Here is a 22,971-nt window from a genome sequence, read left to right as displayed (position 1 = left end):
TGTCTCCCCATGCCCGACCCTTCCCACCAGGAGTGACGAGATGACCTTGCCCGCTACCCACCCCACCGTCCGGCGCCGTTCCCGCGCCCTCGCCGGCGCGCTCGCGGCTGCCGCCCTGGTCCTGTCCGCGTGCGCCGGCACCGTCGACGAGAGCGGTGGAGGTGAGGGTTCCGGCGATCCCGTCGCCGGCGGCACCCTGCGCACCAGCGTCGTCGATCCCGGTGGCGAGGTCGACCCGGTGACCGTCGCGAGCCCCGGGGGCACCGCGATCGTGGACACCGTCGCCGAGAAGCTCGTGCGCGTCGACGAGAACTACGAGGCGTCACCCGTCCTCGCGACCGAGTGGTCGGTGTCCGACGATGGCCTGACCTGGACCTTCGCGATCCGCGAGGGAGTGACCTTCAACGACGGGAGGGCGCTCACGCCCGCCGACGTCGTCGCGACCTTCCAGCGGATCCTCGCGCCGGACAGCACCTCGCCTGCCAAGGGGTCGCTCGAGGGCGTCCTGAAGTCGGTGAGCGCGTCCGGCAAGAACGTCGACTTCACGCTGCTGAAGCCCTTCTCGGACTTCCCGTTCCTGGTCGCCGGCAGCAACACGCAGATCCTGCCCGCCGACTACCAGCTCGGGACCTGGCAGGACAGCTACGTCGGCACCGGCCCGTTCGTGGTGAAGTCCTACCAGACCGGCCAGCGGGTGACGTTCGAGAAGAACCCCACGTACTGGAACAAGGACGAGATCTATCTCGACGGGATCGTCAACACGTTCTACAAGGACCAGCAGGCGCGGGTGCTCGCCCTGCAGAGCGGGGAGATCGACGGTCTGTACGGCGAGCCTGTGCCCGCCAACCTCACCTCCGCCATCGACGACTCGAAGTACACCGTCGACAGCGAGCCCGCAGCGGGCTTCTCGGCCCTCGTCTTCCGTGTCGACAAGGCGCCGTTCGACGACGTCAAGGTCCGGCAGGCGATCGCCTGGGCGCTCGACCGCGAGGCGATCGTCAAGACCGTGTACGGCGGCCAGGCCGACCTCGGCAACGACACCATCTACGGCCCCACGTACGCGGTGCGTCCGTCGTCGCTCGAGCAGCGCAAGCCCGACGCCGACAAGGTGAAGGAGCTGCTCGGCGACCGGAAGGTGGCGTTCACGATCACCACCAGCTCCACCGAGGAGTCGCACGCGCTGCTCATCCAGCAGCAGCTCGAGGAGTACCCGAACTTCGACGTGGACGTCGACATCCAGACCGGTGAGAAGTACTACGCCGAGGGCGACAACTCGCCCTGGCTGACGGCGGACGCGACGATCACGTACTGGGCGTCGCGCCCCTCGCCCTCCCAGTACATCGACTACCTCTACCGCTCCGGCGCTGCGTGGAACGCCTCGCGCTATGCCAACGCAGAGCTCGACTCGCTCTCCGACGCCTACGACGCGTCGACGGACGCGAAGGAACGGCAGAAGATCGTCGACCAGATCGCCACCCTCGCGTGGACGGACGTCCCGGTGATCGTGACCGCGTACGGCAACACCCGCCGCTACCTCGACCCGAAGCTCCACCTCCCGGTCTCGCCGGGGGTGGTCGACTACACCGGCGCCTGGATCGACAAGTCCTGATGACGGGTGCCGTCCCCGGCGAACGGCCGGGGGCGGCACACCCCTCACGCCAGATCGGAGACCCATGACACCCGCGACGCTGGAGCCCGAGCGGCTCCGTCGCCTGCTCGAAGGATCCGACGAGCTCGCGCTCGTCGACGTGCACGAGCTCGAGGACTTCCGGGCCGGCCACCTGTACGCCGCCGCGTACCTGCCGGCGTCGTGGACCGAGGGCCGCCGACGGCGGGTCGAGACCTGGGTGCCTCGGCGCGACACGCCCGTTGTTCTCGTCGGCCCGCCCGGGGTCGTCGAGGCGGAGGCGCGGACCTGGAGCTCCTGGGGCTACCGTGACGTCGCCGTGCTGGCGGGCGGCACCCCGGCGTGGGCGCGCGACGGCGGCCGGGCGTTCCGCAACCTGTGCGTGCCGAGCAAGGCGCTCGCCGAGTCGGCCCGCGCGGCGTACGCGACACCGTCGGTCTCCGTCGATGCGCTCGCCTCCGCCCTGGCGGACCCGTCGCGGGCCCCGCTCCTGGTGGACGTCCGCAGTCCGGAGGAGTACGGCGAGGCAACGGTGCCCGGGGCCACGAGCATCCCGGGAGGCGAGCTGGTCGCCCGCATCGCGGCCCACCTCGGCGACGACCGCCGTCCCGTGGTGGTGACCTGCGCCGGGCGGACCCGCGCCATCTTCGGCGCCCAATCGCTGCGCGACGCCGGACTCCCGAACCCGGTCACGTTCCTCGAGGGCGGCACGACCGCGTGGGCGGAGTCCGGACGGCCGCTCGAGCGGGGCGCGACCCCTCACGGCGCCGACGCCCCGCTCCCGGCCGCGGACCACGCGGCCGACCTCGTCGCCGCGCTCCGGGCCCGCAGCCCCGACCTCGTGACCGTCGTCGACCGCGACGGGCTCGACCTGCTCCTCGCCGAGCAGGACCGGACCACGTACGTCGTGGACCCGCGCCTCGTCCCGGGGCCCGACCCGGTGCCGGGGGTGGAGGTGCACCACGTGCCGGCGGGCCAGCTCGTCGAGGCGGTCGACGAGCACCTGCCGGTCCTGCGGGCGCGGGTGGTTCTGGTGGACGAGGCGCCGCACCTGCGCGCCCACGCGATCGCGCGGTGGCTCACCGCGTCGCGGCTCCTGGAGGTCTACGTGCTGGACACCTCCCGCAGCCACACGTTCCGCCGGGGGACCATCCCGGAGCCAACGCCGCGGCCCGATCCGGCGGCACCGCCCGAGGGCAGCCGCGCGCTCGAGGAGGACTACCGGGCGTGGAGCGTCGCGCTCCCGGCGCTGGCGGCGGCCGAGCCCGGCGGAGGGTTCGCGCTGTGACCGCCGCTGCCGACGCGCTTGCGGCACCGGCGCGGACGACGACGTCGCGCCGTCCGGTCGGCCGCATCGTCGCCCGCCGCCTGCTGCAGGTCCCGGTCGTCCTGCTCATCGTGTCGGCCGCGGTCTTCTGGCTCGTCCAGGTCGTCCCGGGGGACCCCGGCCGGGCGGCGCTCGGACAGTTCGCGACCGACGAGCAGGTTGCGCTGTGGAAGGCCGAGAACGGGCTCGACGGGTCGACGGCCGAGCGCTACCTCGCCTGGCTCGGGGGTTTCGTGACGGGCGACTGGGGGACGAGCCTCGCGTACGGCGTGCCGGTCCGCGGGCTCGTCGCCGAGCGGTTCCTCAACTCCGTCCTCCTCGGGCTGTACGCGTTCGTGATCGTGGCGGTCGTCGGGATCGCACTCGGCCTGTTCCAGGCGTTCCGGCAGGGACGGCGCAGCGACCGGTCGATCACGGTGACGATGGTGTCCCTCTCGTCGACGCCGGAGTTCGCGGTGGGGACCGTGCTGCTCGTCGTGTTCGCCGTGTTCCTCGGGTGGTTCCCCGTGCACTCGGGCATCCCGGAGGGCGCCGGTGTCCCGGCACGACTCACCGTGATGACACTGCCGGCGATCACGCTGGCGGCGGCGTCGGTCGGCTACGTCGCGCGGATGGCCCGTGCCGGCACGATCGAGACGCTCGAGGCCCCTCACTACCGCACGGCCGTGCTCAAGGGCCTGCCGCGCCGGCGCGTCCTCACCGCGCACGTCACGCGCAACTCCCTCGTCCCGTCGGTCGCCGTCCTCGGCAACCAGCTCGCGTACCTCGTCGGCGGCAGCATCGTCGTCGAGACGCTCTTCAGCTATCCCGGCATCGGGCTCACGATCGTCGAGGCCGTCCAGAAGAAGGACCTCGTGCTGCTGGAGGCCGCGATCATGCTCACCGCCGTCGCCTCGATCCTCGTCCTCCTGGTGACGGACCTGGTGTCGATGGCACTGGACCCCCGCATCGACCTCTCGCAGAAGGCCTGAGCCGTGACCGTCACCGAAACCACCCCCGCTGTCGCGCTCGCCGCGCCGACGGGCGGCAACCGACGGGTCGTCGCCGCCCTCGTGCGCCGACCGACCTTCGTGCTGAGCATCGCCGTCCTGCTCTTCTGGGCAGCTGCCCCGCTCGCCGTCCTGGCGCTCGGGCTCGACGCGTACGGGCAGGCGGGGGAGCCGCACCAGCCGCCGGGGGCGGAACACCTTCTCGGCACCGACGACCTCGGCCGCGACGTCTTCGTGCGCCTGCTCGCCGGCGCGGGCCCGATCCTGGTCGTCGCGCCGGCCGCGACGCTGCTCGCGTCGGTCCTCGGGGCCGTCCTCGGCCTCGTCGCCGGCTACCACGGCGGGATCGTCGACGACCTGCTGATGCGCTCGTTCGACATCCTCAACGCGCTGCCGGGGATCGTCGCCGTCCTGCTGGTCGCCGCCGCGTTCGGGCGCTCGCCAGTGACGATCGTGATCGCGATCGCGGTGTTCTTCACCCCGCTGATCGCGCGCACCGTGCGCTCCGCGGTGCTGGTGGAGACCAACAAGCAGTACGTCGAGGCCGCGCGGACCCAGGGCGAGTCCACCCGCCGCATCCTGCTCGCCGAGATCCTGCCGAACGTCGCGCCCGCTCTCGTCGTGGAGTCGACCATCCGCCTCGGCTACGCGATCTTCGTCTCCGCCGGCCTGTCGTTCCTCGGGCTCGGTGCCCGGCCGCCCTCGGCCGACTGGGGCCTGGTCGTCTCCCAGAACCGCATCTTCATCCAGACCTCGTGGTGGAGCATCGCGTTCCCCGCGCTGGCGATCATCTCGCTGGTGGTCGCCATCAACCTGCTCGCCGACAACCTGCGGGAGGTGCTGAGCCGATGACGCTCGACGTCCGCTCGCTCACCGTCGACTACGCCACCCCCCGCGGCACGCAGACCGCCCTCGAGGACGTGAGCTTCACGATCGCCCGCGGGGAGTCGTACGGGCTCGTGGGGGAGTCCGGCTCGGGCAAGTCCACCGCGGCGCTCGCGGTCGTGCGCTACCTGGCACGCAACGGGCGAGTGCGCTCCGGCGGCATCACCCTCGGGGACACCGACGTGCTGGCCCTCGGCGACGAGCCGCTGCGGGAGCTCCGCGCGCGGCGGGTCGCGATGGTCTACCAGGAGCCGGCGCGCGCCCTCAACCCGACGATGCGCGTGGGTCCGCAGGTCGCGGAGGCGTTCACCGCCGGGCTGGCGTCGCAGCGGCCGGCCGCCGGCTCGTCCGAGGTCCTCTCGCTGCTCGAGCGGGTGGGCCTCGCCCGCGCCGACGGCATCGCCCGCCGGTTCCCGCACCAGCTGTCGGGTGGGCAGGCGCAGCGCGTCGTGATCGCGATGGCGCTGGCGACGCGCCCCGAGCTGCTGGTCCTGGACGAGCCGACCACGGGCCTCGACGTGCAGGTCGAGGCGTCGGTCCTCGGCCTCATCGACGACCTTCGCGAGGAGCTCGACGCCGCGGTGCTGCTCATCAGTCACAACCTCCCGCTGGTCGCCGCGCGGTGCGACCGCGTCGGCGTCCTGGAGAAGGGGCGCCTCGTCGAGGAGGGACCGGCGACCACGGTGCTCGGGTCGCCCGACCACCCTTACACGCGCTCGCTCCTCGACGCGCTCCCCGACATCGACGAGCCGAAGCCGGAATGGGTCGTGCAGGACGGCGCCCGTACCGTGCTGTCGGTCCGCGGCCTGCGCAAGCGGTACGGTGCGACGGCGGCGGTCGACGGCCTCGACCTCGAGGTCCGCCAGGGCGAGGTGCTCGCGATCGTCGGCGAGTCAGGCAGCGGCAAGACCACGCTGGGACGGGCGGTCGCGGGACTGACCTCGTACGAGGGGAGCATCGCGCTCGACGCCCCCGCCGAGCAGCGCCGACCGGTGCAGGTCGTCTTCCAGAGCCCCGACGCGACCCTGAACCCACGGCGTACGGTCCGCCGCATCCTCACCCGCTCGATCCGGCTCCTCGGCGGCACCGGCACGGTCGAGGAGCTCGTCGAGCGGGTGGGTCTGGCCCCGGAGCTGCTGGACCGCTACCCGGGCGAGCTGTCCGGCGGGCAGAAGCAGCGGGTGGCGATCGCGCGGGCGTTCGCCGGCCCGTCGAGCCTCGTGGTCTGCGACGAGCCGGTGTCCGCCCTCGACGTCTCGGTCCAGGCGCGGATCCTCGCCCTGCTGCGCGAGCTGCAGGTGACGACGGGCGTCTCGTACCTGTTCATCTCCCACGACCTCGCCGTCGTTCGCGCGCTCGCCGACCGGATCGCCGTGATGCGGCACGGCCGGATCGTCGAGACCGGCCCCGCCGACCAGATCTACGACGCACCCCAGCACCCCTACACGAAGGCCCTGCTCGCGGCCGCCCGCTACGAGCCTGCCGCGGAGAAGCTCGCCTCGGCCGACCTCGACCGATGACAAGGAGACCACCGATGCCCCTCGAGCTGCGCTCGTGGATCAACCACCAGCCGTACACGAACAGCTACTCCACCAGCGGGATCGCCCGCGAGGCGTCCTACTTCACCACGGTGCCGGAGCCGGTCACGGTCGACCCGGAGTACGTGACCGCGGAGGCTCGCGAGTACGAGGCGGCCGGGTACGACTCGAGCACCGTCCCGCAGAGCGCGACCTGGCCCGACGTCGCGGCGACCGCGGCGTGGGCGCTGGCGGCGACGAGCAGGCTCTCGCTGGTGCTCGCGCACCGTCCGGGCGTGCAGGCCCCGACCGCCGCGGCCCGGGCGATCGCCACGCTCGACCGGCTGTCGGACGGACGTACGTCGGTGCACCTGATCCTCGGGCACGGCGACCTGACCCGGGACGGGGACTTCCTGGACAGGGAGGAGCGGTACGCGCGTGCCGCGGAGTACCTCGACGTGTTCACGGGCGTGCTGACGCGGACCGAGCCGTTCGACTACGAGGGGCGCTACTACCGCGTGGAAGGCGCGTTCTCGGGCGTCCGTCCCGTCCAGTCCCCGCGGCCCGTCCTCTCGATCCCCGGGGGGTCCGAGCTCGGCGTGGACCTGGCCGCCCGGTACGCCGACGTGGTCGCGTTCCGCGGGCAGCCGCTCGAGGCGGTCGGTGCGGCCGTCGCGCAGGCGCGGACGATCGCGGCGACGCACGGCCGCGATCCGGGGTTCTGGGTGAACCTCAACATGGTCGTCGGCGAGACCGACGAGGCCGCGTGGGACCACGTCCGCCGGCTCGAGGACGCCGTGCGCACCCTGATCGCCTACCGCGGGGACGGCCGCAGCGAGGTGACCTCGATCCGCGAGCACCGCAAGGGCTTCTTCGACGCCGACGTGCCCGACGTCGTCGACACTGCGCTCTACCTGGGCCTGCAGCGGCTCGGGGGAGGGGAGGCGACGCTCGTCGGGTCGCCGTCGACGATCGCCGACGCCGTCCTCGCCTACGAGGACCTCGGCGTCAGCATCATCACGCTCGGGAGCCACGTGACCGACCCCCGTGACGCCGAGCTGCGCGCCGAGACCCTGCGGCTGATCAAGCGGGCGGTCGCCGCGCGCGACGCGGTCCGAGCGGCGGCGTGAGGCGACCATGACAGGACGGCACGCCCACTTCACCGCGTTCCTGACCGAGGTCGGCTACCACGAGTCGGCCTGGCGGGTCGTTGACGACGCCCCGCCGGACACCGGAGCCGCTGCGACGATCCCGGTGCTCCGCGCGGCACAGGTCGCCGAGCGAGGACTGCTCGACGCGGTCTTCTTCGCCGACTCGCCGATGCTGGAGCCCTTCCGCGCCCGGTACTTCCCGCAGGTCCGCTACGACCCGATCGCCCTGGTGTCGGCGCTCGCCACCACCACCGAGCGCATCGGGCTGGTCGCCACCGCGTCCACGACGTACGGCAGCCCGTACGAGGTCGCCCGGCGGCTGTCGACGGCAGACCACCTGACGCACGGACGCGCCGGCTGGAACGTGGTGACCACGCGCCTCGCCGGGGTCGCGCGCAACTTCGGGCTCGACGAGCACCCGGCCCACGAGGACCGGTACGCCCGGGCGGGCGAGTTCGTCGACGTGGTCCGCGCGCTGTGGGACACCTGGGACGACGACGCAGTCGTGGGGGACAAGGCCGCCGGGACGTGGGCCGACGTCGCGCGGATCCGCCCCGCGGACTTCCACGGCGCCTTCTTCGACGTCGCGGGCCCCCTGCCGCTCCCGCGCTCGCCCCAGGGCCACCCGGTCCTGGCCCAGGCGGGTTCGTCGGCGGCGGGGATCGATCTCGCCGGGCGCATCGCCGACCTCGTCTTCACCGCGCAGCCGACGGTCGCCGCAGGCCGTGAGTTCCGTGACGTCGTGCACGCCGCGGCACGCCGCCACGGGCGGACCGGCGACGACGTCCGCGTCCTGCCCGGTCTTGCATTCGTCCTCGGCAGCACGGTGGCCGAGGCCTTGGCCCGGCGCGAGCGGCTCGAGGGGCTCGTCGACCCCGAGTTCCGGTGGCGCAACCTCGCCTTCAACGCGGGTCTCGACCTGACGACGCTCGACCCGGACGTCCCGCTGTCGGAGGAGGCGGTGGCCCGCGCGACCCGCACCAGCCGCACCGACGACCTCCTGCGGCGTACCCAGGACACGGGCAAGACCTTCCGCGCCCTCGCCGCCGAGCTCACCGGGCTGCCGGGCGGCCTGGAGTTCACCGGCACGCCGGATCAGCTGGCGGACCTGGTCGAGGAGTGGGTGGTCGCGGGGGCCAGCGACGGCTTCACCCTGCAGCCCACCACCCTGCCGGACTCGCTCGAGCTCTTCGTCGACCACGTCGTCCCGATCCTGCAGCGCCGCGGGCTGCACCGGACCGCGTACGCCGGGTCGACCCTGCGCGACCACCTCGGCCTCGCCCGGCCGTCCCTCACCCGCACCCCGTCCGCCGCCCCGGCCTGAACCAGGAGACCGCCATGACCCGACGCCGTGCCCACCTCAACGTCTTCCTCACCGTCGGCGGCTACCACGAGTCCGGCTGGCTCGTCCAGGAGCACGACCCGGTCGAGGCCGCCTCGGTCGAGAGCCTGCGGAGGTCGGCGCAGACCGCCGAGCGGGGCCTCCTCGACTCGGTCTTCTTCGCCGACTCGCCCAACCTCACGTTGTTCCGCGCCGGCTACTTCCCGCAGGTCCGCTTCGACCCGATCACGCTGCTGGCGTCGATCGGCGCCGTCACGGAGCGGATCGGCCTGTTCGCGACCGCGTCGACGACGTACAACGCGCCCTACGAGCTGGCCCGCCGCCTCGCGACAGCCGACCACGCGACGGGCGGACGGGTCGGCTGGAACGTCGTGACGACCGGGCACGCCGACGCCGCGAAGAACTTCGGCACGGCCGCGCACCCGGAGCACGACGACCGGTACGCCCGGGCCGCGGAGTTCGTCGAGGTCGCGCGTCGGCTCTGGGACGGCTGGGAGCCGGACGCGCTGGTCGGCGACAAGGCGGCAGGAGTGTGGGCCGACGTCGACCGGATCCGTCCCGCGGGGTTCCACGGCACGTACTACGACGTCGAGGGCGCGCTGCCGGTGCCGCGCTCGCCGCAGGTCCACCCGGTCCTGGCCCAGGCGGGATCCTCACCGGCGGGGATCGACCTGGCCGGCCGCGTCGCCGACGTCGTCTTCACCCCGCAGCCCACGGTCGCGGCGGGCCAGGCGTTCCGGGCGAGGCTGGAGGCGGCGGCGCTGCGGCACGGCCGCCCGGCCGACAGCGTCCGCATCCTGCCGGGTCTTGCGTTCGTCCTCGGCAGCACCGAGGCCGAGGCGCAGGCGCTGCGCACCGAGCTCGAGGAGCGTGTCGACCCCGAGCTGCGGTGGCGCAACCTCGCCTTCAACGCCGGTCTCGACCACGCGCGCATCGACCCGACCCGCCCGCTGAGCGAGGAGGTCGCCGCCACCGCGGAGGGCTCGACGTTCGCGCAGCACATCGTCGGACGGGCGCGGGAGACGGGCAAGCCGTTCGGCGAGCTGGCGCGGGAGATCACCGGGCTGCCCGGAGGGTTGGAGTTCACCGGCACGCCGGAGCAGCTGGCGGACCTGATCGGGGAGTGGGTGGACGCGGGCGCGAGCGACGGGTTCACGCTGCAGCCCACGACCCTGCCGGACTCGCTCGAGCACTTCGTCGACCACGTCGTGCCGATCCTGCAGCAGCGTGGGCGGCACCGCACCGCGTACGCCGGCACGACTCTGCGCGACCACCTCGACCTCCCATTGCCGGCCCAGCCGACCGGGGACACCGCCGCGGGCGCTGTCGCCGCGGGCGCCTGAGAGGAGCAGCCGATGTCCCGTCGCCAGGCTCACCTCAACGCCCTCGTGATGAACGACGGCTACCACGAGTCCGCGTGGCTCGTGCTCGACCAGGACCCTGCGGCGTCCGCGACCCTCGACCACTACGTCGACGTCGCGCGCACCACCGAGCGGGGCCTGTTCGACTCGATCTTCTTCGCCGACCGCCCCGGCCTGGAGACCTTCCGCGCCGGCTTCTTCCCCCAGGTCGGGTTCGACCCGCTCGACCTCGTCGCGGCGCTCGCGTCGGTGACCACCCGGCTCGGGCTGATCGCGACCGCGTCCACCACGTACAACGCCCCGTACGACCTCGCGCGCCGCATCGCGACCGTCGACCACCTCAGCGGCGGACGGGCCGGGTGGAACGTCGTGACCACCAGCTACGCCGCGACGGCGAAGAACTTCGGCACGGTCCATCCCGAGCACGAGGACCGGTACGCCCGGGCGGGCGAGTTCGTGGACGTCGTCCGTGCGCTGTGGGACACCTGGGACGACGACGCGGTGGTGGCGGACCGAGCGAGTGGCGTCTGGGCCGAGCCCGGGCGGATCCGGCCCGCCGGCTTCCACGGCGACTACTACGACGTCGCGGGTGCGCTCCCCGTCCCGCGGTCGCCGCAGGGTCATCCCGTGCTGGCGCAGGCGGGGTCCTCCGACGCCGGCATCGACCTCGCGGGTCGGGTGGCGTCGCTGGTGTTCACCCCGCAGCCGACGGTCGCCGCGGGCCGGGCGTTCCGTGACCGTCTGCAGAAGGCCGCCGCGAACCACGGTCGCCCGGCCGACAGCGTGCTCGCACTGCCCGGCCTCGCGTTCGTGCTCGGCAGCACCGAGGCGGAGGCTCGGGCGCGACGCGCCGACCTCGAGGACCGGGCGAAGTCGGAGTTCCGGTGGCGCAACCTCGCGTACCTCGCCGGTCTGGACCTCGCGCTGATCGAGCCCGACCGTCCGTTGTCGGCGGAGGCGATCTCCGCCGCGCCGCGCGCGAACAGCACGACGGCCCGCGTGCTCGAGATCGCCGAGCGGACGGGGCAGACGTTCCGCGAGATCGCCGACGAGATCGCGGTGCTGCCGGGCCAGCTCGAGTTCACCGGGACGCCAGAGCAGCTGGCGGACCTCGTCGAGGAGTGGGTCACCGAGGGCGCCAGCGACGGCTTCACCCTGCTCCCGACGACGCTGCCGGACTCGCTCGCGCTCTTCGTCGACCACGTCGTGCCGCTCCTGCAGGAGCGCGGCCTCCACCGGCGCGAGTACACCGGGACCACCCTGCGCGACCACCTCGGGCTCCCGCGCCCGGACCTCGTCTCCACGCGAGCGCGGGGGTGAGCGGCGTCGCGATCCCGGCATCGCCGTGGCGGGAGCTGTGGACCCGCGTCCCCCGTCGCGAGCGCCGGCACGTCGTCGTCGCCTTCGTGATGGGGATGGCCTGGTCCACCGCCGCGGTCGGCGTCCCCGTCGTCGCCGGGGCCGCGGTGGACCGGCTGACCGACGGCTCCGACGCCACCACGACGACGTGGCTGGTGGTGGCCGTGGTCGCCCTAGCCGCGGGCAAGGCGGCGGCCCTGCGCGTCCGTCGCTACCTGACGTTCACCTCGAGCGCGCGCTTCGGCGGGCACCTGCGCAGCGGGCTCTACGCCTCCCTGCACGAACGGGACGCTCGCTTCTTCGACGAGACGCCGCCGGGTGAGGTGCTCGGTGCTTTCGGTGATGACTCCGAGTACGTCGAGCAGTTCGCGATCAGCGTCCAGGTGCTCCTCAACAACGTGGTGTGGACCGGCCTGATCGTCGCCGTCCTGGTCTGGATCGACCTGCCGCTCGCCCTGGTCGCCCTGGCCCCGCTGCCGCTCGTCCTCGTGCTGTCGGTCCGGTTCCTCGCGGCGCTGCGGGTGGCCGACGCCGCGCTGCGGCGCGAGAGCGTGGCGATCGTCGGGCAGGTCGCGGACGCCGTGACCGGGGCGGCGGTCGTGAAGGGACTGGGACTCGAGGACGCGTTCGTACGGCGGCTGGTCGCGGCGAGCGACCGCTCGCGGGCAAGTGCGGTGGAGGTCGGGCGGATCCGGGCCCGCTACACCGCTTTGATCGAGCTCGTGCCGACCGTCAGCATCGCTGCGGTCCTGGTGGTCGGCGCGGCGCGCATCGGCTCCGGGGACCTCACCATCGGCGAGTTCACCGCGTTCAACGCCTACGTGGTGATGGCAGTCTGGCCGTTGCGCTTCACCGCGAACGCCGTCAGCGGTGCCTCGCGTGCGCGGCTCGCGATCGGCCGGATCGCCGGGCTCGAGGGACCCACCCGGCCCCGGCGCCGTACGGACGTGCCTCGTGCGGACGCGCCGTGGCCGGAGCAGGCGGCACCGGTGTCGCTGCGGCTCGACGGGGTGGCGTTCGCCTACGGGGCCGGTGACGCCGTGCTCGAGGGCGTCGACCTCCACGTCGCACCGGGGGAGCTGGTGGCGATCACCGGCGCCACGGGATCGGGCAAGACCACCCTGCTGCGCCTGATCAGCGGAGAGCGTGCGCCGGACCGGGGGACGGTGGTCGTCGGAGGCCACCGGCTTGCGGACGTCGCGCCGCGCGAGCGGGCCCGGCTGGTGTCGGTGGTGTCCGACGACGAGTTCCTGTTCTCCCGCAGCCTGCGCGACAACCTCCGGATGGCCCACCCCGAGGCGGCCGACGAGGCACTGCGGACGGTGACCTCGCTGGCCGTCCTCGACGACGTCGTCGCCCGCATGCCTCAGGGGTGGGACACGCTCGTCGGTGAGCGTGCCGCCCGGCTCTCGGGCGGGCAGCGGCAGCGTACGGCGCTGGCCCGCGGCCTCCTCGCACCCGCGGGCCTCCTCCTCCTGGACGACGTCACCTCCGCCCTGGACCAGGAGACGCGGGCCGCGTTCGCGAGGTCGATGGCCCAGGTCCGCCGCGACCGCACGATCGTGGTCGTCACCGCGCAGCCGGAGCTGATCGCAGCCGCCGACCGGGTCCTCGTCCTCACGGACAAGCGCCTCACCGAGCTCACGGAGGCGGATCATGACCCACGCGCCGACTGAGCCGGTGTCGCGTGCCGAGCTCCGGCTCGCCCGCGACCTGCTGCGCGGATCGGGCGGCCGCGTGGCGGCGGTGCTCCTCCTCGGAGTCCTGACCACGGCGTGCGTCCAGGCCGGGCCGCTGCTGATGGCGTGGACGATCGACCACGCCGGCAGTCCGCATGCGCTCGCCCTGGCCGCGGCGGCCGCGACGACGTACCTGCTCCTCAACGTCGTCGGCGCCCTCGTGAGCCGCGCCCAGATCGGGCTCACGTCGCGGCTCGGCGAGGACGTGCTGGCACGGCTGCGCGAGCGCCTATACGCGCACACGCTCGGGCTCGACGTGAGGTACTTCGAGCGGACGTCGGACGGTGCGGTCATCAGCAGGCTGACCACCGACGTCGAGGTCATCGCGATCTTCCTGCGCACCGGGCTGGTGATGGCGATCACCAACGTCTTCGTGCTCGTGGTGACGACGGTCTTCCTCGTCGTCCTGTCGCCTGCGCTCGCCGCCGTCGTGCTGGGCACCGTGGTCCCCTTCGCCGTGCTCGCGACCTGGATCTTCCTCCGCCGTGCGCGACCGACGAACGACGCGCTGCGCCGGGCGGTGGCCGACGCGGGTGCCGAGCTCAACGAAGGAGTGCGCGGGATCGCGGTCGTCCGACGGTTCGGGCGCGACGACGACCAGGTGGCGCGCTTCGGGCGTCGCAACCAGGATCGCCTCGACGTCGCGGCGCGCAGCTATCGGCAGGCGGCCGTCTACTCGGCGGTGATCGACGCGATCGGGGTGCTGGCGTACGTCCCGGTGATCGTGGGCGGTGCGATCCTGCTGGACGCCGGGACGCTGTCGGCCGGGGTCCTCGTGGGATTCGTCGTCTACGTCGGGAGCTTCTTCGAGCCGGTGCAGTCGCTGACCCAGATCCTCGCCCAGGCGCAGGCCGCCCGCAGCGCGCTCCGGCGTACGGCGGAGCTCCTCGCGACCCACCCCGAGGTGACGGAGCCAGCGGTGCCCGCCAGCCTGCCGGCGACCGGTGCGCTCCGGCTGGAACGGGTCACGTTCGCGTACGACCCGGACGCGTCTCCGATCGTCGAGGGGCTCGACCTCGTCGTCGACCCCGGCGAGCGGGTCGCCCTCGTCGGGGCGAGCGGCGCGGGCAAGACGACCGTCGCCCGGCTGCTGTCGCGCTCGCTCCTGCCGCAACGTGGCCGCGTCACCTTCGGCGGCGTCGACCTGCAGGACGTGACCACCGCCCAGCTGCGCACGCGGATCGTGGCGGTCACCCAGGAAGGACACCTCTTCGCCGGCACGGTCGAGGACAACCTCCGCCTCGTGCGCGACGACCTCGACGACGCGACACTCACCGTGACCCTCGACCGGCTGGCGGCGCTCGGCGTCGCGCTTCCGACAGGACGTGCGAACGACGACGGTCCGGTCCGGCTCTCCGCGGGGCAGCGCCAGCTGGTGAGCCTCGGGAGGGCGCTCCTGCTGGAGCCGGCGGTGCTGGTCCTCGACGAGGCGACCGCCGACGTGGACGAGGACTCGTCGCGTGCCGTCGACGTCCTGCTGTCCCGGTTGCCGGCCGACCGCACCGTGGTCGTCGTCGCGCACCGCCGCGAGACCGTGGAGAGCGCGGCGCGGGTGGTCGTCGTCGAGGACGGCACGGTCGTCGAGGACGGCGCGCCGTCCGTGCTGGCGTCGGCCGGAGGTCCCTACCAGCGGCTGTTCGACGGGCAGCGCGCCGACGCCGGACTCACGGCGGCGGGGGAGCGGTAGTCCTCACTCGGGGCAGCCGGACGCCGAGGTGAGGAGGCGGAACCCGACGCCGCGTACCGTCTCGATGCACTGCGCGGCGCGCGCCCCCAGCCTGCGGCGCAGCCGGTGCACCGTGAGGTCGACGGCTCTGCTGCTGCTGCCGTCCCAGCTGCCGACCGCGTGGTTCAGCTCCTCACGTGTGACGACCCGCCCGCCCGCGCGGTGGAGCTCGCTGAGGACGATCAGCTCCATCCGCGACAGCACCACCCTGCGGCCGAGCACGGTCACCTCCTGCGCGTGGAGGTCGATCGTGATGGGCGCGGAGCCGTCCTGCACGTAGGAGCCGGCCTGGGTGAATCCGGCGACGAGCGGCAGGCCCGCCTCCTTCCACCCGACGAAGCCGCCGACGACGTCGGTCGCGCGGTGCACGCCCATGGTGCGGAGCGTGGCGACTGCCAGTGACGACGCGTCGCCGTGCGGGCAGATCAGTACGATGCGCCGGTCGTGGCTCGTCGCCTCCGGGATGCGGTAGGCGCTCGTCGGATCGAGGCGCCACTCGAGCACGTTGCGGTCGAGGACGAGCGAGCCCAAGATCTGCTCGCCCGTCCGGCGGAACGCCTCCTGGCGGATGTCGATGATCAGCGCGCCGTCGAGGAGCTCCTCGTACGCCTCCGCGGGGTGCAGGCGCGTGAAGGTCCGCCTGGCGTCGGCGAGGACGTCGTCGACGGAGCGGCTCGCAGGGACGCGGTCGATCGCCGTCATGGTGGACCTCCCTCGCTCGGACGACCCGGCGCCGTTCGCCGTGGTGTGGAGCGTAGGCGGCGGTCGGCCAGGACCACCTTCGTACCGCAGTGCGAACGCGATCCGGGTCGTTGCGCTCGCCCCGACCGGAACCCGGGCGCGCTCCGGTCCCGTGGTGCGGCACCGGCGGTCCCCTCCGCTCGGGTACCCCAGCGGAACCCGTCTGCCCCTACCGCACACACTCGGGGCAGTGACGTCTCGCTCGGGTACCCCGGCGGCGGCAGGGATGCCGACCGGGTGCCGCGTCTGCCACGCCCGCACCGCAAACGCCTCCGGTGCACCGCGGATCTGCGGTGCATGACGGGTACGTGCGGTGCGGGCGTGGCAGACGCGGGGGAGCGGCGCGCTCCTCCGCCGGGGTACCCGAGCGGGCGCGGAGCGAGCGCGTACGACGAAGGCCGCCGCCCCGGGGTACTGGGACGACGGCCTCCGCACGCGCCTGTGGGTCAGAGCAGGTTCTGGCCCTCCGAGATCACCTGGCGCAGGATCCGCTCCATCTCGTCGAAGTGCTCCTGGTCGCAGATCAGCGGGGGAGCGAGCTGCACGACCGGGTCGCCACGGTCGTCGGCGCGGCAGTAGAGGCCCGCGTCGTACAGCGCCTTGGAGAGGAACCCGCGGAGCAGGCGCTCGGACTCGTCCTCGTTGAACGTCTCCTTGGTCGCCTTGTCCTTGACGAGCTCGATCCCGTAGAAGTAGCCGTCGCCGCGGACGTCGCCGACGATGTCCAGGTCGAGCAGCTTCTCCAGCGTCGAGCGGAACCCGTCCTCGTTGGCGCGGACGTTCTCGTTGATGCCCTCGCGCTCGAAGATGTCGAGGTTCGCCATGGCGACGGCCGTCGACACCGGGTGGCCGCCGAAGGTGTAGCCGTGGAGGAAGGACTCGTGGCCCTTGAGGAACGGCTCCATGAGGCGGTCGGACGCGATCATCGCACCGAGCGGGGAGTAGCCCGACGTGAGGCCCTTCGCGCAGGTGATGATGTCCGGCTGGTAGCCGTAGCGCACCGCGCCGAACATCTCGCCGAGCCGCCCGAACGCGCAGATGACCTCGTCGGACACCAGCAGCACGTCGTACTCGTCGCAGATCTCGCGGACCCGCTGGAAGTATCCCGGCGGCGGCGGGAAGCACCCACCGGCGTTCTGCACCGGCTCGAGGAACACCGCGGCGACCGTGTCCGGACCCTCGAACTCGATCGCCTCGGCGATGCGGTCCGCGGCCCAGCGGCCGAACGCCTCGGGGTCGTCGCCGTGCTCGGGAGCGCGGTAGATGTTGGTGTTCGGGACGCGGAACGTGCTCGGCACGAGCGGCTCGAACGGCGCCTTCATGTCGGGGATGCCGGTGATCGACAGGGCGCCCTGCGGAGTGCCGTGGTAGGCGATGTTGCGGCTGATGACCTTGTGCTTGGTCGGCTTGCCGGTCAGCTTGAAGTACTGCTTGGCGAGCTTCCACGCGGACTCGACGGCCTCGCCGCCGCCGGTGGTGAAGAAGACACGGTTGAGGTCACCGGGCGCGTACGACGCGACGCGCTCCGCCAGCTGCACGGCCGGCGGGTGGGCGTAGGACCACAGCGGCATGAACGCGAGCTCGCGGGCCTGCTTCGCCGCCGCCTCGGCCAGCTCCTCACGGCCGTGCCCGACCTGCACGACGAACAGGCCCGCCAGCCCGTCCAGGTAGCGCTTGCCTGCGGTGTCGAAGAGATATGCGCCCTCCCCCTTCGCGATCACGGGCACGTCCGAGGTCTCGTACGTGCTGTGGCGCGTGAAGTGCATCCAGAGGTGGTCCTTGGCAGCGCGCTGCAGGTGCGCGTCGTCCCACTGTTCGCTCATGCCTCCGAGTATCGCTCAGGAACCGGCCACAGGCAAAGGTTTTCGGTTGCCGAAGGCCGTTACAGGTACGAAATCCGCAGCGACAACGCTGCTTGACCATTCAATCCATTGTCACCTCCCTGGGACTGTGCCAGATTGAGGACATGACCGAAACCATCGCGAACTTCGTCAACGGAGAGAAGGTGGCGGCCCGCGACGGCGCCACGTACGACGTGATCGACCCGACGACCGGACAGGCGTACGCCAGTGCCCCGATGTCACGCGAGGCGGACGTCGACGTGGCGATGAAGGCGGCGCAGGACGCCTTCGACAACGGATGGCGTGACACCACGCCGCGCGAGCGCCAGGCCGCACTGAACAAGCTGAACCAGGCGATCCACGACCGCCTCGACGACATCGTCGACGCCGAGGTCAAGAACACCGGCAAGCCCCGCGGACTCACCGTCAGCGAGGAGATGCCGATGGTCGACGACGCGCTCACGTTCTTCGCCGGTGCGGCTCGCGTCCTCGAGGGCCGGGCCTCGGGCGAGTACATGGCCGGGCACACCTCGATGATCCGCCGGGAGCCGATCGGCGTCGTCGCCCAGGTGACGCCGTGGAACTACCCGCTCCTCATGGGCATCTGGAAGATCGCCCCCGCGCTCGCCGCCGGCAACACCATCGTGATCAAGCCGAGCGACACCACGCCCGCGTCCACGGTGCTGCTGGCCGAGATCGCGGCCGACATCCTTCCGCCGGGCGTCCTCAACGTCGTGTGCGGTGACCGCGACACGGGGCGCGCCCTGGTGGCGCACCCGACGCCCGCGATGGTCGCGATCACCGGATCGGTCCGCGCCGGCATGGAGGTCGCCCGCTCGGCCTCCGAGGACGTCAAGCGGGTCCACCTCGAGCTCGGCGGCAAGGCGCCGGTCGTGGTCTTCGACGACGCCGACGTCGCAGCGGCGGCCGAGGCCATCGCGGTCGGCGGCTACTTCAACGCCGGCCAGGACTGCACCGCGGCGACGCGCGTGCTGGCCTCGCCGCGCGTCTACGGCGACTTCGTCGACGCCATCTCCGAGCAGGCGAAGGGCCTCAAGACCGGCCTGCCGGACGACGAGGACGCGCTGTACGGCGCTCTCAACAACGCCAACCAGCTCGAGCGGGTGACCGGCTTCGTCGACCGTCTGCCGAACCACGCCAAGGTGGCGGCCGGTGGGTCGCGGCCCGGTGGCGACCTCGCGAACGGCTACTTCTTCGAGCCGACAGTGCTCGCCGACCTCCAGCAGCAGGACGACGCGATCCAGAACGAGATCTTCGGGCCGGTCATCACCGTCCAGCAGTTCTCCGACGAGGACGAGGCGGTGCGCTGGGCCAACGGCGTCCAGTACGGCCTCGCGTCGTCGGTGTGGACCAAGGACCACGGTCGCGCGATGCGGATGGCCAAGCGGCTCGACTTCGGGTGCGTCTGGATCAACACCCACATCCCGCTCGTCGCGGAGATGCCGCACGGCGGCTTCAAGCACTCCGGGTACGGCAAGGACCTGTCGATGTACGGCCTGGAGGACTACACGCGCGTCAAGCACGTGATGAGCAACATCGAGGCCTGACCCGCTCCGCCCCGCGATTTGACGCCTCATCCACGTTCTGCGACGCAGATCGGGTGGATAACGCGTCACATCGCGGGGCGGACTCAGACGAGGCCGGCGTCGTGGACCGCGATCGCGACCTGCACGCGGTTCGCGGCGTCGAGCTTGGTGAGGATCCGGGACACGTGGGCCTTCACCGTGGCCAGGCTCATGTGCAGCTCGGTGGCGATCTCGGCGTTGGACAGGCCGCGCCCGACCGCGACCGCGACCTCGGTCTCGCGCTCGCTGAGCACCGCGAGCCGCGCCTGCGCGTCCCCGTCGCCGTCCCCGGAGTCGCGGACCCGTCGGATCAGGCGCTCGGTGATGCTCGGCGACAGCATCGGCTCCCCGGCGGCCACCTTGCGGACCGCGTCGACGAGCACCTCGGGCGGCGTGTCCTTGAGCAGGAAGCCGCTCGCCCCGAGGCGCAGCGCACGCAGGACGTAGTCGTCGGCGTCGAACGTCGTCAGCACGATCACCTGCGGCGGCGACGGGGTCCGCTGGATCTCCGCGGTGGCGGAGAGCCCGTCCATCCGCGGCATCCGGATGTCCATCAGGACGACGTCGACCGGGGTCGTACGGAGCGCCCGCAGCGCCTCGGCACCATCGCCGGCCTCGGCCACCACGCGTACGTCGTCGGCGCCGCCGAGGATGAGGCGCAGGCCGGCACGGACGAGGGCGTCGTCGTCGACGAGGGCGACCCGGATCATGCCGGCCACGGTAGTGCCAGCGTCAGCACGAACTCGTCTCCGGCCACCCGGTGGGTCAGCGTGCCCCCGACCAGGGCGGCGCGCTCGGACAGGCCGACGAGCCCCAGCCCCGAGGTGGGCAGACGCTGCTGCGGCGAGCCCACGCGCAGCGGGTTACGTGCCTCGACGACGATCCCGTCTCCGGGGCCCCCACGCAGGGTGACGCTCACCATCGTGTCCGGAGCGTGCTTGTGGGCGTTGGTCAGCGCCTCCTGCACGACCCGGTACGCCGTCCGGCCCAGCCGCTCGGGCGGGTCCTGGGGCGAGAGGCCGTCGGTCAGGGCGACGCGCATCCCCGCCGAGCGCGCGCCCGTGACGAGGTCGGGGAGGTCGCCCCACGACGGCTGCGGGCGGTCGGGCGCTCCGGTGTCCTCCTCCGCCCGCAGGATGCCCAGAACCTCGCGGAGGTCCGTCAGGGCCAGGTGCGCGTTGTCCCGGATCACCTCCGACGCCTCGCGGACCTGCTCGGCCGGCAGGTCGGTCCGGTACGACAGGGCGCCGGCGTGCATCGCGACCATCGAGATCCGGTGGGCGAGGACGTCGTGCATCTCCCGCGCGATCCGGGCGCGCTCGGCGATCCGGGCCTGGGCGACGCGGCTGGCCTGCTCGGCCTCGGCCACGCGGGCGCGCTCGCGCAGCGTGTAGAGCAGCTCTCGGCGCGAGCCGATGTACATCCCGATCGCGAAGACCGTCGTCATCGCCAGCACGCTGAGGGCCAGCATGATCTGCCAGTCGTTGCCGATGGTGGGGTCGATCAGCACGACCATGACCGTCTGCGCGAGCGTCAGCACCCCGACGCCGATGATCTCGTTCCACCGACGACGGGTCGCCAGCGAGACGAGCGCGAGGACCTGCGGGCCGGCGGCGGTGAACGACCACGCAGCGAGCAGGGTGGTCGCGACGGCGACCGCGACCGGGTGGCGGCGCCGGAAGAAGACGAGGACGAACGCCGCGACGCCGCCGGCGATGTCGGCCCAGAACCAGATCGGTGCATGCTGGGCCTGGAACTCCGCGACCCCGCTGAACCACACGCTCGCGGACATCACCAGCATCGCCACGATGCGCCAGAGGTGGCTCCACCAGCGCAGCTGCGGCTGGTACGCCGCGGGGTCGACCCTGTCCACGCCCCAAGCCTAGGCAGTGCCTGCCCCGCGTCGTACCGGCCGAAGGTCGACGTCGCGCGGCCGACCCCCTACTTTCGGCTAGTCACGTCCAGCCCATGGACCGATGCACGTGACCCTCGTCCGGGGCGATGCTGAGACCATGATCAACGTCCAGAACCTCTCGAAGAGGTACGGCGACCACCTCGCGGTCGACGACATCAGCTTCGCCTGCCGGCCCGGCTCGGTGACCGGGTTCCTCGGCCCCAACGGTGCGGGCAAGTCGACGACGCTGCGGATGCTCACCGGCCTGACCATCCCGACGGCGGGCTCGGCGACCATCGGCGGCCACCGCTACACCGACATCCCCAACCCGGGCGCGCAGATCGGCGTCCTGCTCGACGCCTCGGCCCAGCACAGCGGCCGCACCGGCCGTGAGGTGCTCACGATCGCCGCGCAGACGATGGGCCTGGACCGCAAGCGGGTCGACGAGATGCTCGACCTCGTCGGCCTGTCGCCCAAGGAGGCCAAGCGCCGGGTGGGCAACTACTCGCTCGGCATGCGCCAGCGCCTCGGCATCGCTCAGTCGCTGCTCGCCGACCCGCAGGTGCTGATCCTCGACGAGCCGGCCAACGGGCTCGACCCGGCCGGCATCCACTGGATGCGCCAGCTGCTGCGCCACTACGCCGACCGTGGCGGCACGGTCCTCCTGTCGTCGCACCTGCTGCACGAGATCGAGGTCATCGCCGACGAGATCATCGTCATCGGCAACGGCAAGATCGTGGCGCAGGGTCTCAAGGAGGAGCTGCTCGCCGGTGCCGGCACCTACGTCCGCGCCCTCGAGCCCGACGCGCTCGCCCGCGCTCTGTCGGTCGCGGGCATCCACATGACGCCGGCGACCGCCGACGGGTTCACCACCGACGCGGACCCGGCCGACGTGGGCAAGGCCGCCGCCGTCGCAGGCGTGGCGCTCGTCGAGCTCCGGCCAGGCGACCGCGCTGGCCTCGAGGACCTCTTCCTCCAGCTCACCGCGAACAACCAGCGCGACCCGCTCGCCGCCGCGCCCCCCGCCACCACCGCCGGATTCGGTCCGGCCGAACAGCTTGGAGGCCAGGCATGACCGCCGTCGCCCCCGAGGTCGGCATCGACCTCAACCGACCCCGCGTCCCGTTCACCCGCCTGGTGGCCGTCGAGCTGCGCAAGCTCGCCGACACCCGTGCCGGCAAGTGGCTGCTCGGCGCGATCGGCGTGATCAGCGTGGTCGTCATGGTGATCATGCTCTGGGTGGTGCTCGCCAACGACATCTCGGTGAGCTTCCGCGACTTCCTGTTCGCCATGAGCATCCCGATGGGCGTGCTGCTGCCGGTGCTCGGCGTGCTGTCGGTGACGAGCGAGTGGTCGCAGCGCACGGCGCTCGTCACGTTCACGCTCGAGCCGCACCGCGGGCGCGTCCTGGCGGCCAAGGTCGCGGTCGCCCTGATCGTCGCCGTGTTCGCCGTCGTCGTGGCCGCGATCGCGGGCGCCTTCGGCAACGTGATTGCCGGGGCGGCATCGGACACGACCGTCTGGAACGTCAACGCGCTCGAGCTCCTCGGCTTCTGGGCGATGCAGGCGCTCGGGATCCTGATGGGCCTCACATTCGGTGCGCTGCTGCTCAACTCGCCCGCCGCGATCGTCGTCTACTTCGCCTGGGCCTTCGTCGTGCCGACGATCTTCCAGGTCGCGGTCGTCTTCATCAGCTGGTTCGAGGACCTGCTCCCGTGGATCGACTTCGCGACCGCTCAGGTGCCGCTGTTCGACGGCGGCTGGACCGGCGAGAAGGTCGCCCAGCTCTTCGTGTCGGGCGCGATCTGGCTGCTCATCCCGTTCGTCATCGGGGCGCGACGCGTGCTGCGGAGCGAGATCAAGTAGTCGCGTCTCCCGCCGACTGC

At 72.5% G+C, this 22,971-nt stretch carries 18 protein-coding genes; 14 read left to right on the top strand and 4 right to left on the bottom strand.

What is annotated here, in order from left to right; translation table 11 throughout:
* Positions 1–40: 40 nt before the first annotated feature.
* The 11 genes from ACQSSQ_RS19125 to ACQSSQ_RS19075 all read left to right on the top strand — a co-directional run bounded on the left by ACQSSQ_RS19125 (position 41) and on the right by ACQSSQ_RS19075 (position 14,984).
* The gene (locus ACQSSQ_RS19125; RefSeq protein WP_431328715.1) at positions 41–1,609 is read left to right on the top strand and encodes an ABC transporter substrate-binding protein; all 1,569 of its coding nucleotides are present in this window, start codon (positions 41–43) and stop codon (positions 1,607–1,609) included.
* Positions 1,610–1,673: 64 nt separating this feature from the next.
* A complete protein-coding gene (locus tag ACQSSQ_RS19120; RefSeq protein WP_431328714.1) occupies positions 1,674–2,915 on the top strand; it encodes a rhodanese-like domain-containing protein in 1,242 nt (413 codons plus the stop codon).
* On the top strand, positions 2,912–3,925 hold the full coding sequence (locus ACQSSQ_RS19115; protein WP_431328713.1) for an ABC transporter permease: 1,014 nt from the start codon (positions 2,912–2,914) through the stop codon (positions 3,923–3,925). The genes ACQSSQ_RS19120 and ACQSSQ_RS19115 overlap by 4 nt, the downstream gene beginning before the upstream one ends.
* Before the next feature lie 3 nt (positions 3,926–3,928).
* Positions 3,929–4,795, top strand: coding sequence for an ABC transporter permease (locus tag ACQSSQ_RS19110; protein ID WP_431328712.1), 867 nt, complete (start codon positions 3,929–3,931; stop codon positions 4,793–4,795).
* Complete coding sequence (locus ACQSSQ_RS19105; RefSeq protein WP_431328711.1) at positions 4,792–6,348, top strand: ATP-binding cassette domain-containing protein; 1,557 nt, start codon at positions 4,792–4,794, stop codon at positions 6,346–6,348. The genes ACQSSQ_RS19110 and ACQSSQ_RS19105 overlap by 4 nt, the downstream gene beginning before the upstream one ends.
* Positions 6,349–6,362: 14 nt before the next feature.
* Positions 6,363–7,475: an LLM class flavin-dependent oxidoreductase gene (locus ACQSSQ_RS19100; RefSeq protein WP_431328710.1), complete on the top strand. Its 1,113-nt coding sequence runs from the start codon at positions 6,363–6,365 to the stop codon at positions 7,473–7,475.
* Positions 7,476–7,482: 7 nt separating this feature from the next.
* A complete protein-coding gene (locus tag ACQSSQ_RS19095) occupies positions 7,483–8,820 on the top strand; it encodes an NtaA/DmoA family FMN-dependent monooxygenase (RefSeq protein ID WP_431328709.1) in 1,338 nt (445 codons plus the stop codon).
* A gap of 14 nt (positions 8,821–8,834) precedes the next feature.
* Complete coding sequence (locus ACQSSQ_RS19090; RefSeq protein WP_431328708.1) at positions 8,835–10,181, top strand: NtaA/DmoA family FMN-dependent monooxygenase; 1,347 nt, start codon at positions 8,835–8,837, stop codon at positions 10,179–10,181.
* A 12-nt stretch (positions 10,182–10,193) separates the two neighbouring features.
* On the top strand, positions 10,194–11,519 hold the full coding sequence (locus ACQSSQ_RS19085) for an NtaA/DmoA family FMN-dependent monooxygenase (RefSeq protein WP_431328707.1): 1,326 nt from the start codon (positions 10,194–10,196) through the stop codon (positions 11,517–11,519).
* Positions 11,516–13,234, top strand: a complete 1,719-nt coding sequence (locus tag ACQSSQ_RS19080; RefSeq protein WP_431328706.1) for an ABC transporter ATP-binding protein — start codon at positions 11,516–11,518, stop codon at positions 13,232–13,234. The genes ACQSSQ_RS19085 and ACQSSQ_RS19080 overlap by 4 nt, the downstream gene beginning before the upstream one ends.
* Positions 13,215–14,984: an ABC transporter ATP-binding protein gene (locus tag ACQSSQ_RS19075; protein ID WP_431328705.1), complete on the top strand. Its 1,770-nt coding sequence runs from the start codon at positions 13,215–13,217 to the stop codon at positions 14,982–14,984. Before ACQSSQ_RS19080 ends, ACQSSQ_RS19075 begins: the two co-directional genes overlap by 20 nt.
* A 3-nt stretch (positions 14,985–14,987) precedes the next feature.
* On the opposite strand, the gene ACQSSQ_RS19070 is transcribed toward ACQSSQ_RS19075, so the two are convergent.
* A complete protein-coding gene (locus tag ACQSSQ_RS19070) occupies positions 14,988–15,725 on the bottom strand; it encodes a winged helix-turn-helix domain-containing protein (RefSeq protein ID WP_431328704.1) in 738 nt (245 codons plus the stop codon).
* 485 nt (positions 15,726–16,210) lie between these two features.
* Positions 16,211–17,587: an aspartate aminotransferase family protein gene (locus tag ACQSSQ_RS19065; protein ID WP_431328703.1), complete on the bottom strand. Its 1,377-nt coding sequence runs from the start codon at positions 17,585–17,587 to the stop codon at positions 16,211–16,213.
* Positions 17,588–17,730: 143 nt separating this feature from the next.
* Between ACQSSQ_RS19065 and ACQSSQ_RS19060 the strand changes: the two genes are divergently transcribed.
* Positions 17,731–19,173, top strand: coding sequence for an aminobutyraldehyde dehydrogenase (locus ACQSSQ_RS19060; RefSeq protein ID WP_431328702.1), 1,443 nt, complete (start codon positions 17,731–17,733; stop codon positions 19,171–19,173).
* Positions 19,174–19,256: 83 nt separating this feature from the next.
* On the opposite strand, the gene ACQSSQ_RS19055 is transcribed toward ACQSSQ_RS19060, so the two are convergent.
* The gene (locus ACQSSQ_RS19055; protein ID WP_431328701.1) at positions 19,257–19,901 is read right to left on the bottom strand and encodes a response regulator transcription factor; all 645 of its coding nucleotides are present in this window, start codon (positions 19,899–19,901) and stop codon (positions 19,257–19,259) included.
* Positions 19,898–21,064: a sensor histidine kinase gene (locus ACQSSQ_RS19050; protein WP_431328700.1), complete on the bottom strand. Its 1,167-nt coding sequence runs from the start codon at positions 21,062–21,064 to the stop codon at positions 19,898–19,900. The genes ACQSSQ_RS19055 and ACQSSQ_RS19050 overlap by 4 nt, the downstream gene beginning before the upstream one ends.
* Before the next feature lie 139 nt (positions 21,065–21,203).
* Between ACQSSQ_RS19050 and ACQSSQ_RS19045 the strand changes: the two genes are divergently transcribed.
* Positions 21,204–22,160 (top strand): ABC transporter ATP-binding protein, encoded by a 957-nt coding sequence (locus ACQSSQ_RS19045; RefSeq protein ID WP_431328699.1) that lies wholly within the window; start codon positions 21,204–21,206, stop codon positions 22,158–22,160.
* Positions 22,157–22,951, top strand: a complete 795-nt coding sequence (locus ACQSSQ_RS19040; RefSeq protein ID WP_431328698.1) for an ABC transporter permease — start codon at positions 22,157–22,159, stop codon at positions 22,949–22,951. The genes ACQSSQ_RS19045 and ACQSSQ_RS19040 overlap by 4 nt, the downstream gene beginning before the upstream one ends.
* Positions 22,952–22,971 lie beyond the last annotated feature (20 nt).

Origin of the sequence: Mumia spirodelae (genome assembly GCF_050632745.1) — a bacterium.
Classification (GTDB): Bacteria; Actinomycetota; Actinomycetes; order Propionibacteriales; family Nocardioidaceae; genus Mumia.
Note: the sequence above shows the minus strand (reverse complement) of the source record. Positions and strands in the feature narration are given on the sequence as shown.

Bases quoted from the DNA above. Each gene is read 5' to 3' on its own strand.
- ACQSSQ_RS19075 (WP_431328705.1), top strand. From the start codon at position 13,215: ATGACCCACGCGCCGACTGAGCCGGTGTCGCGTGCCGAGCTCCGGCTC.
- ACQSSQ_RS19085 (WP_431328707.1), top strand. From the start codon at position 10,194: ATGTCCCGTCGCCAGGCTCACCTCAACGCCCTCGTGATGAACGACGGC.
- ACQSSQ_RS19065 (WP_431328703.1), bottom strand. From the start codon at position 17,587: ATGAGCGAACAGTGGGACGACGCGCACCTGCAGCGCGCTGCCAAGGAC.
- ACQSSQ_RS19070 (WP_431328704.1), bottom strand. From the start codon at position 15,725: ATGACGGCGATCGACCGCGTCCCTGCGAGCCGCTCCGTCGACGACGTC.
- ACQSSQ_RS19060 (WP_431328702.1), top strand. From the start codon at position 17,731: ATGACCGAAACCATCGCGAACTTCGTCAACGGAGAGAAGGTGGCGGCC.
- ACQSSQ_RS19045 (WP_431328699.1), top strand. From the start codon at position 21,204: ATGATCAACGTCCAGAACCTCTCGAAGAGGTACGGCGACCACCTCGCG.
- ACQSSQ_RS19040 (WP_431328698.1), top strand. From the start codon at position 22,157: ATGACCGCCGTCGCCCCCGAGGTCGGCATCGACCTCAACCGACCCCGC.
- ACQSSQ_RS19095 (WP_431328709.1), top strand. From the start codon at position 7,483: ATGACAGGACGGCACGCCCACTTCACCGCGTTCCTGACCGAGGTCGGC.
- ACQSSQ_RS19105 (WP_431328711.1), top strand. From the start codon at position 4,792: ATGACGCTCGACGTCCGCTCGCTCACCGTCGACTACGCCACCCCCCGC.
- ACQSSQ_RS19100 (WP_431328710.1), top strand. From the start codon at position 6,363: ATGCCCCTCGAGCTGCGCTCGTGGATCAACCACCAGCCGTACACGAAC.
- ACQSSQ_RS19125 (WP_431328715.1), top strand. From the start codon at position 41: ATGACCTTGCCCGCTACCCACCCCACCGTCCGGCGCCGTTCCCGCGCC.
- ACQSSQ_RS19055 (WP_431328701.1), bottom strand. From the start codon at position 19,901: ATGATCCGGGTCGCCCTCGTCGACGACGACGCCCTCGTCCGTGCCGGC.
- ACQSSQ_RS19120 (WP_431328714.1), top strand. From the start codon at position 1,674: ATGACACCCGCGACGCTGGAGCCCGAGCGGCTCCGTCGCCTGCTCGAA.
- ACQSSQ_RS19090 (WP_431328708.1), top strand. From the start codon at position 8,835: ATGACCCGACGCCGTGCCCACCTCAACGTCTTCCTCACCGTCGGCGGC.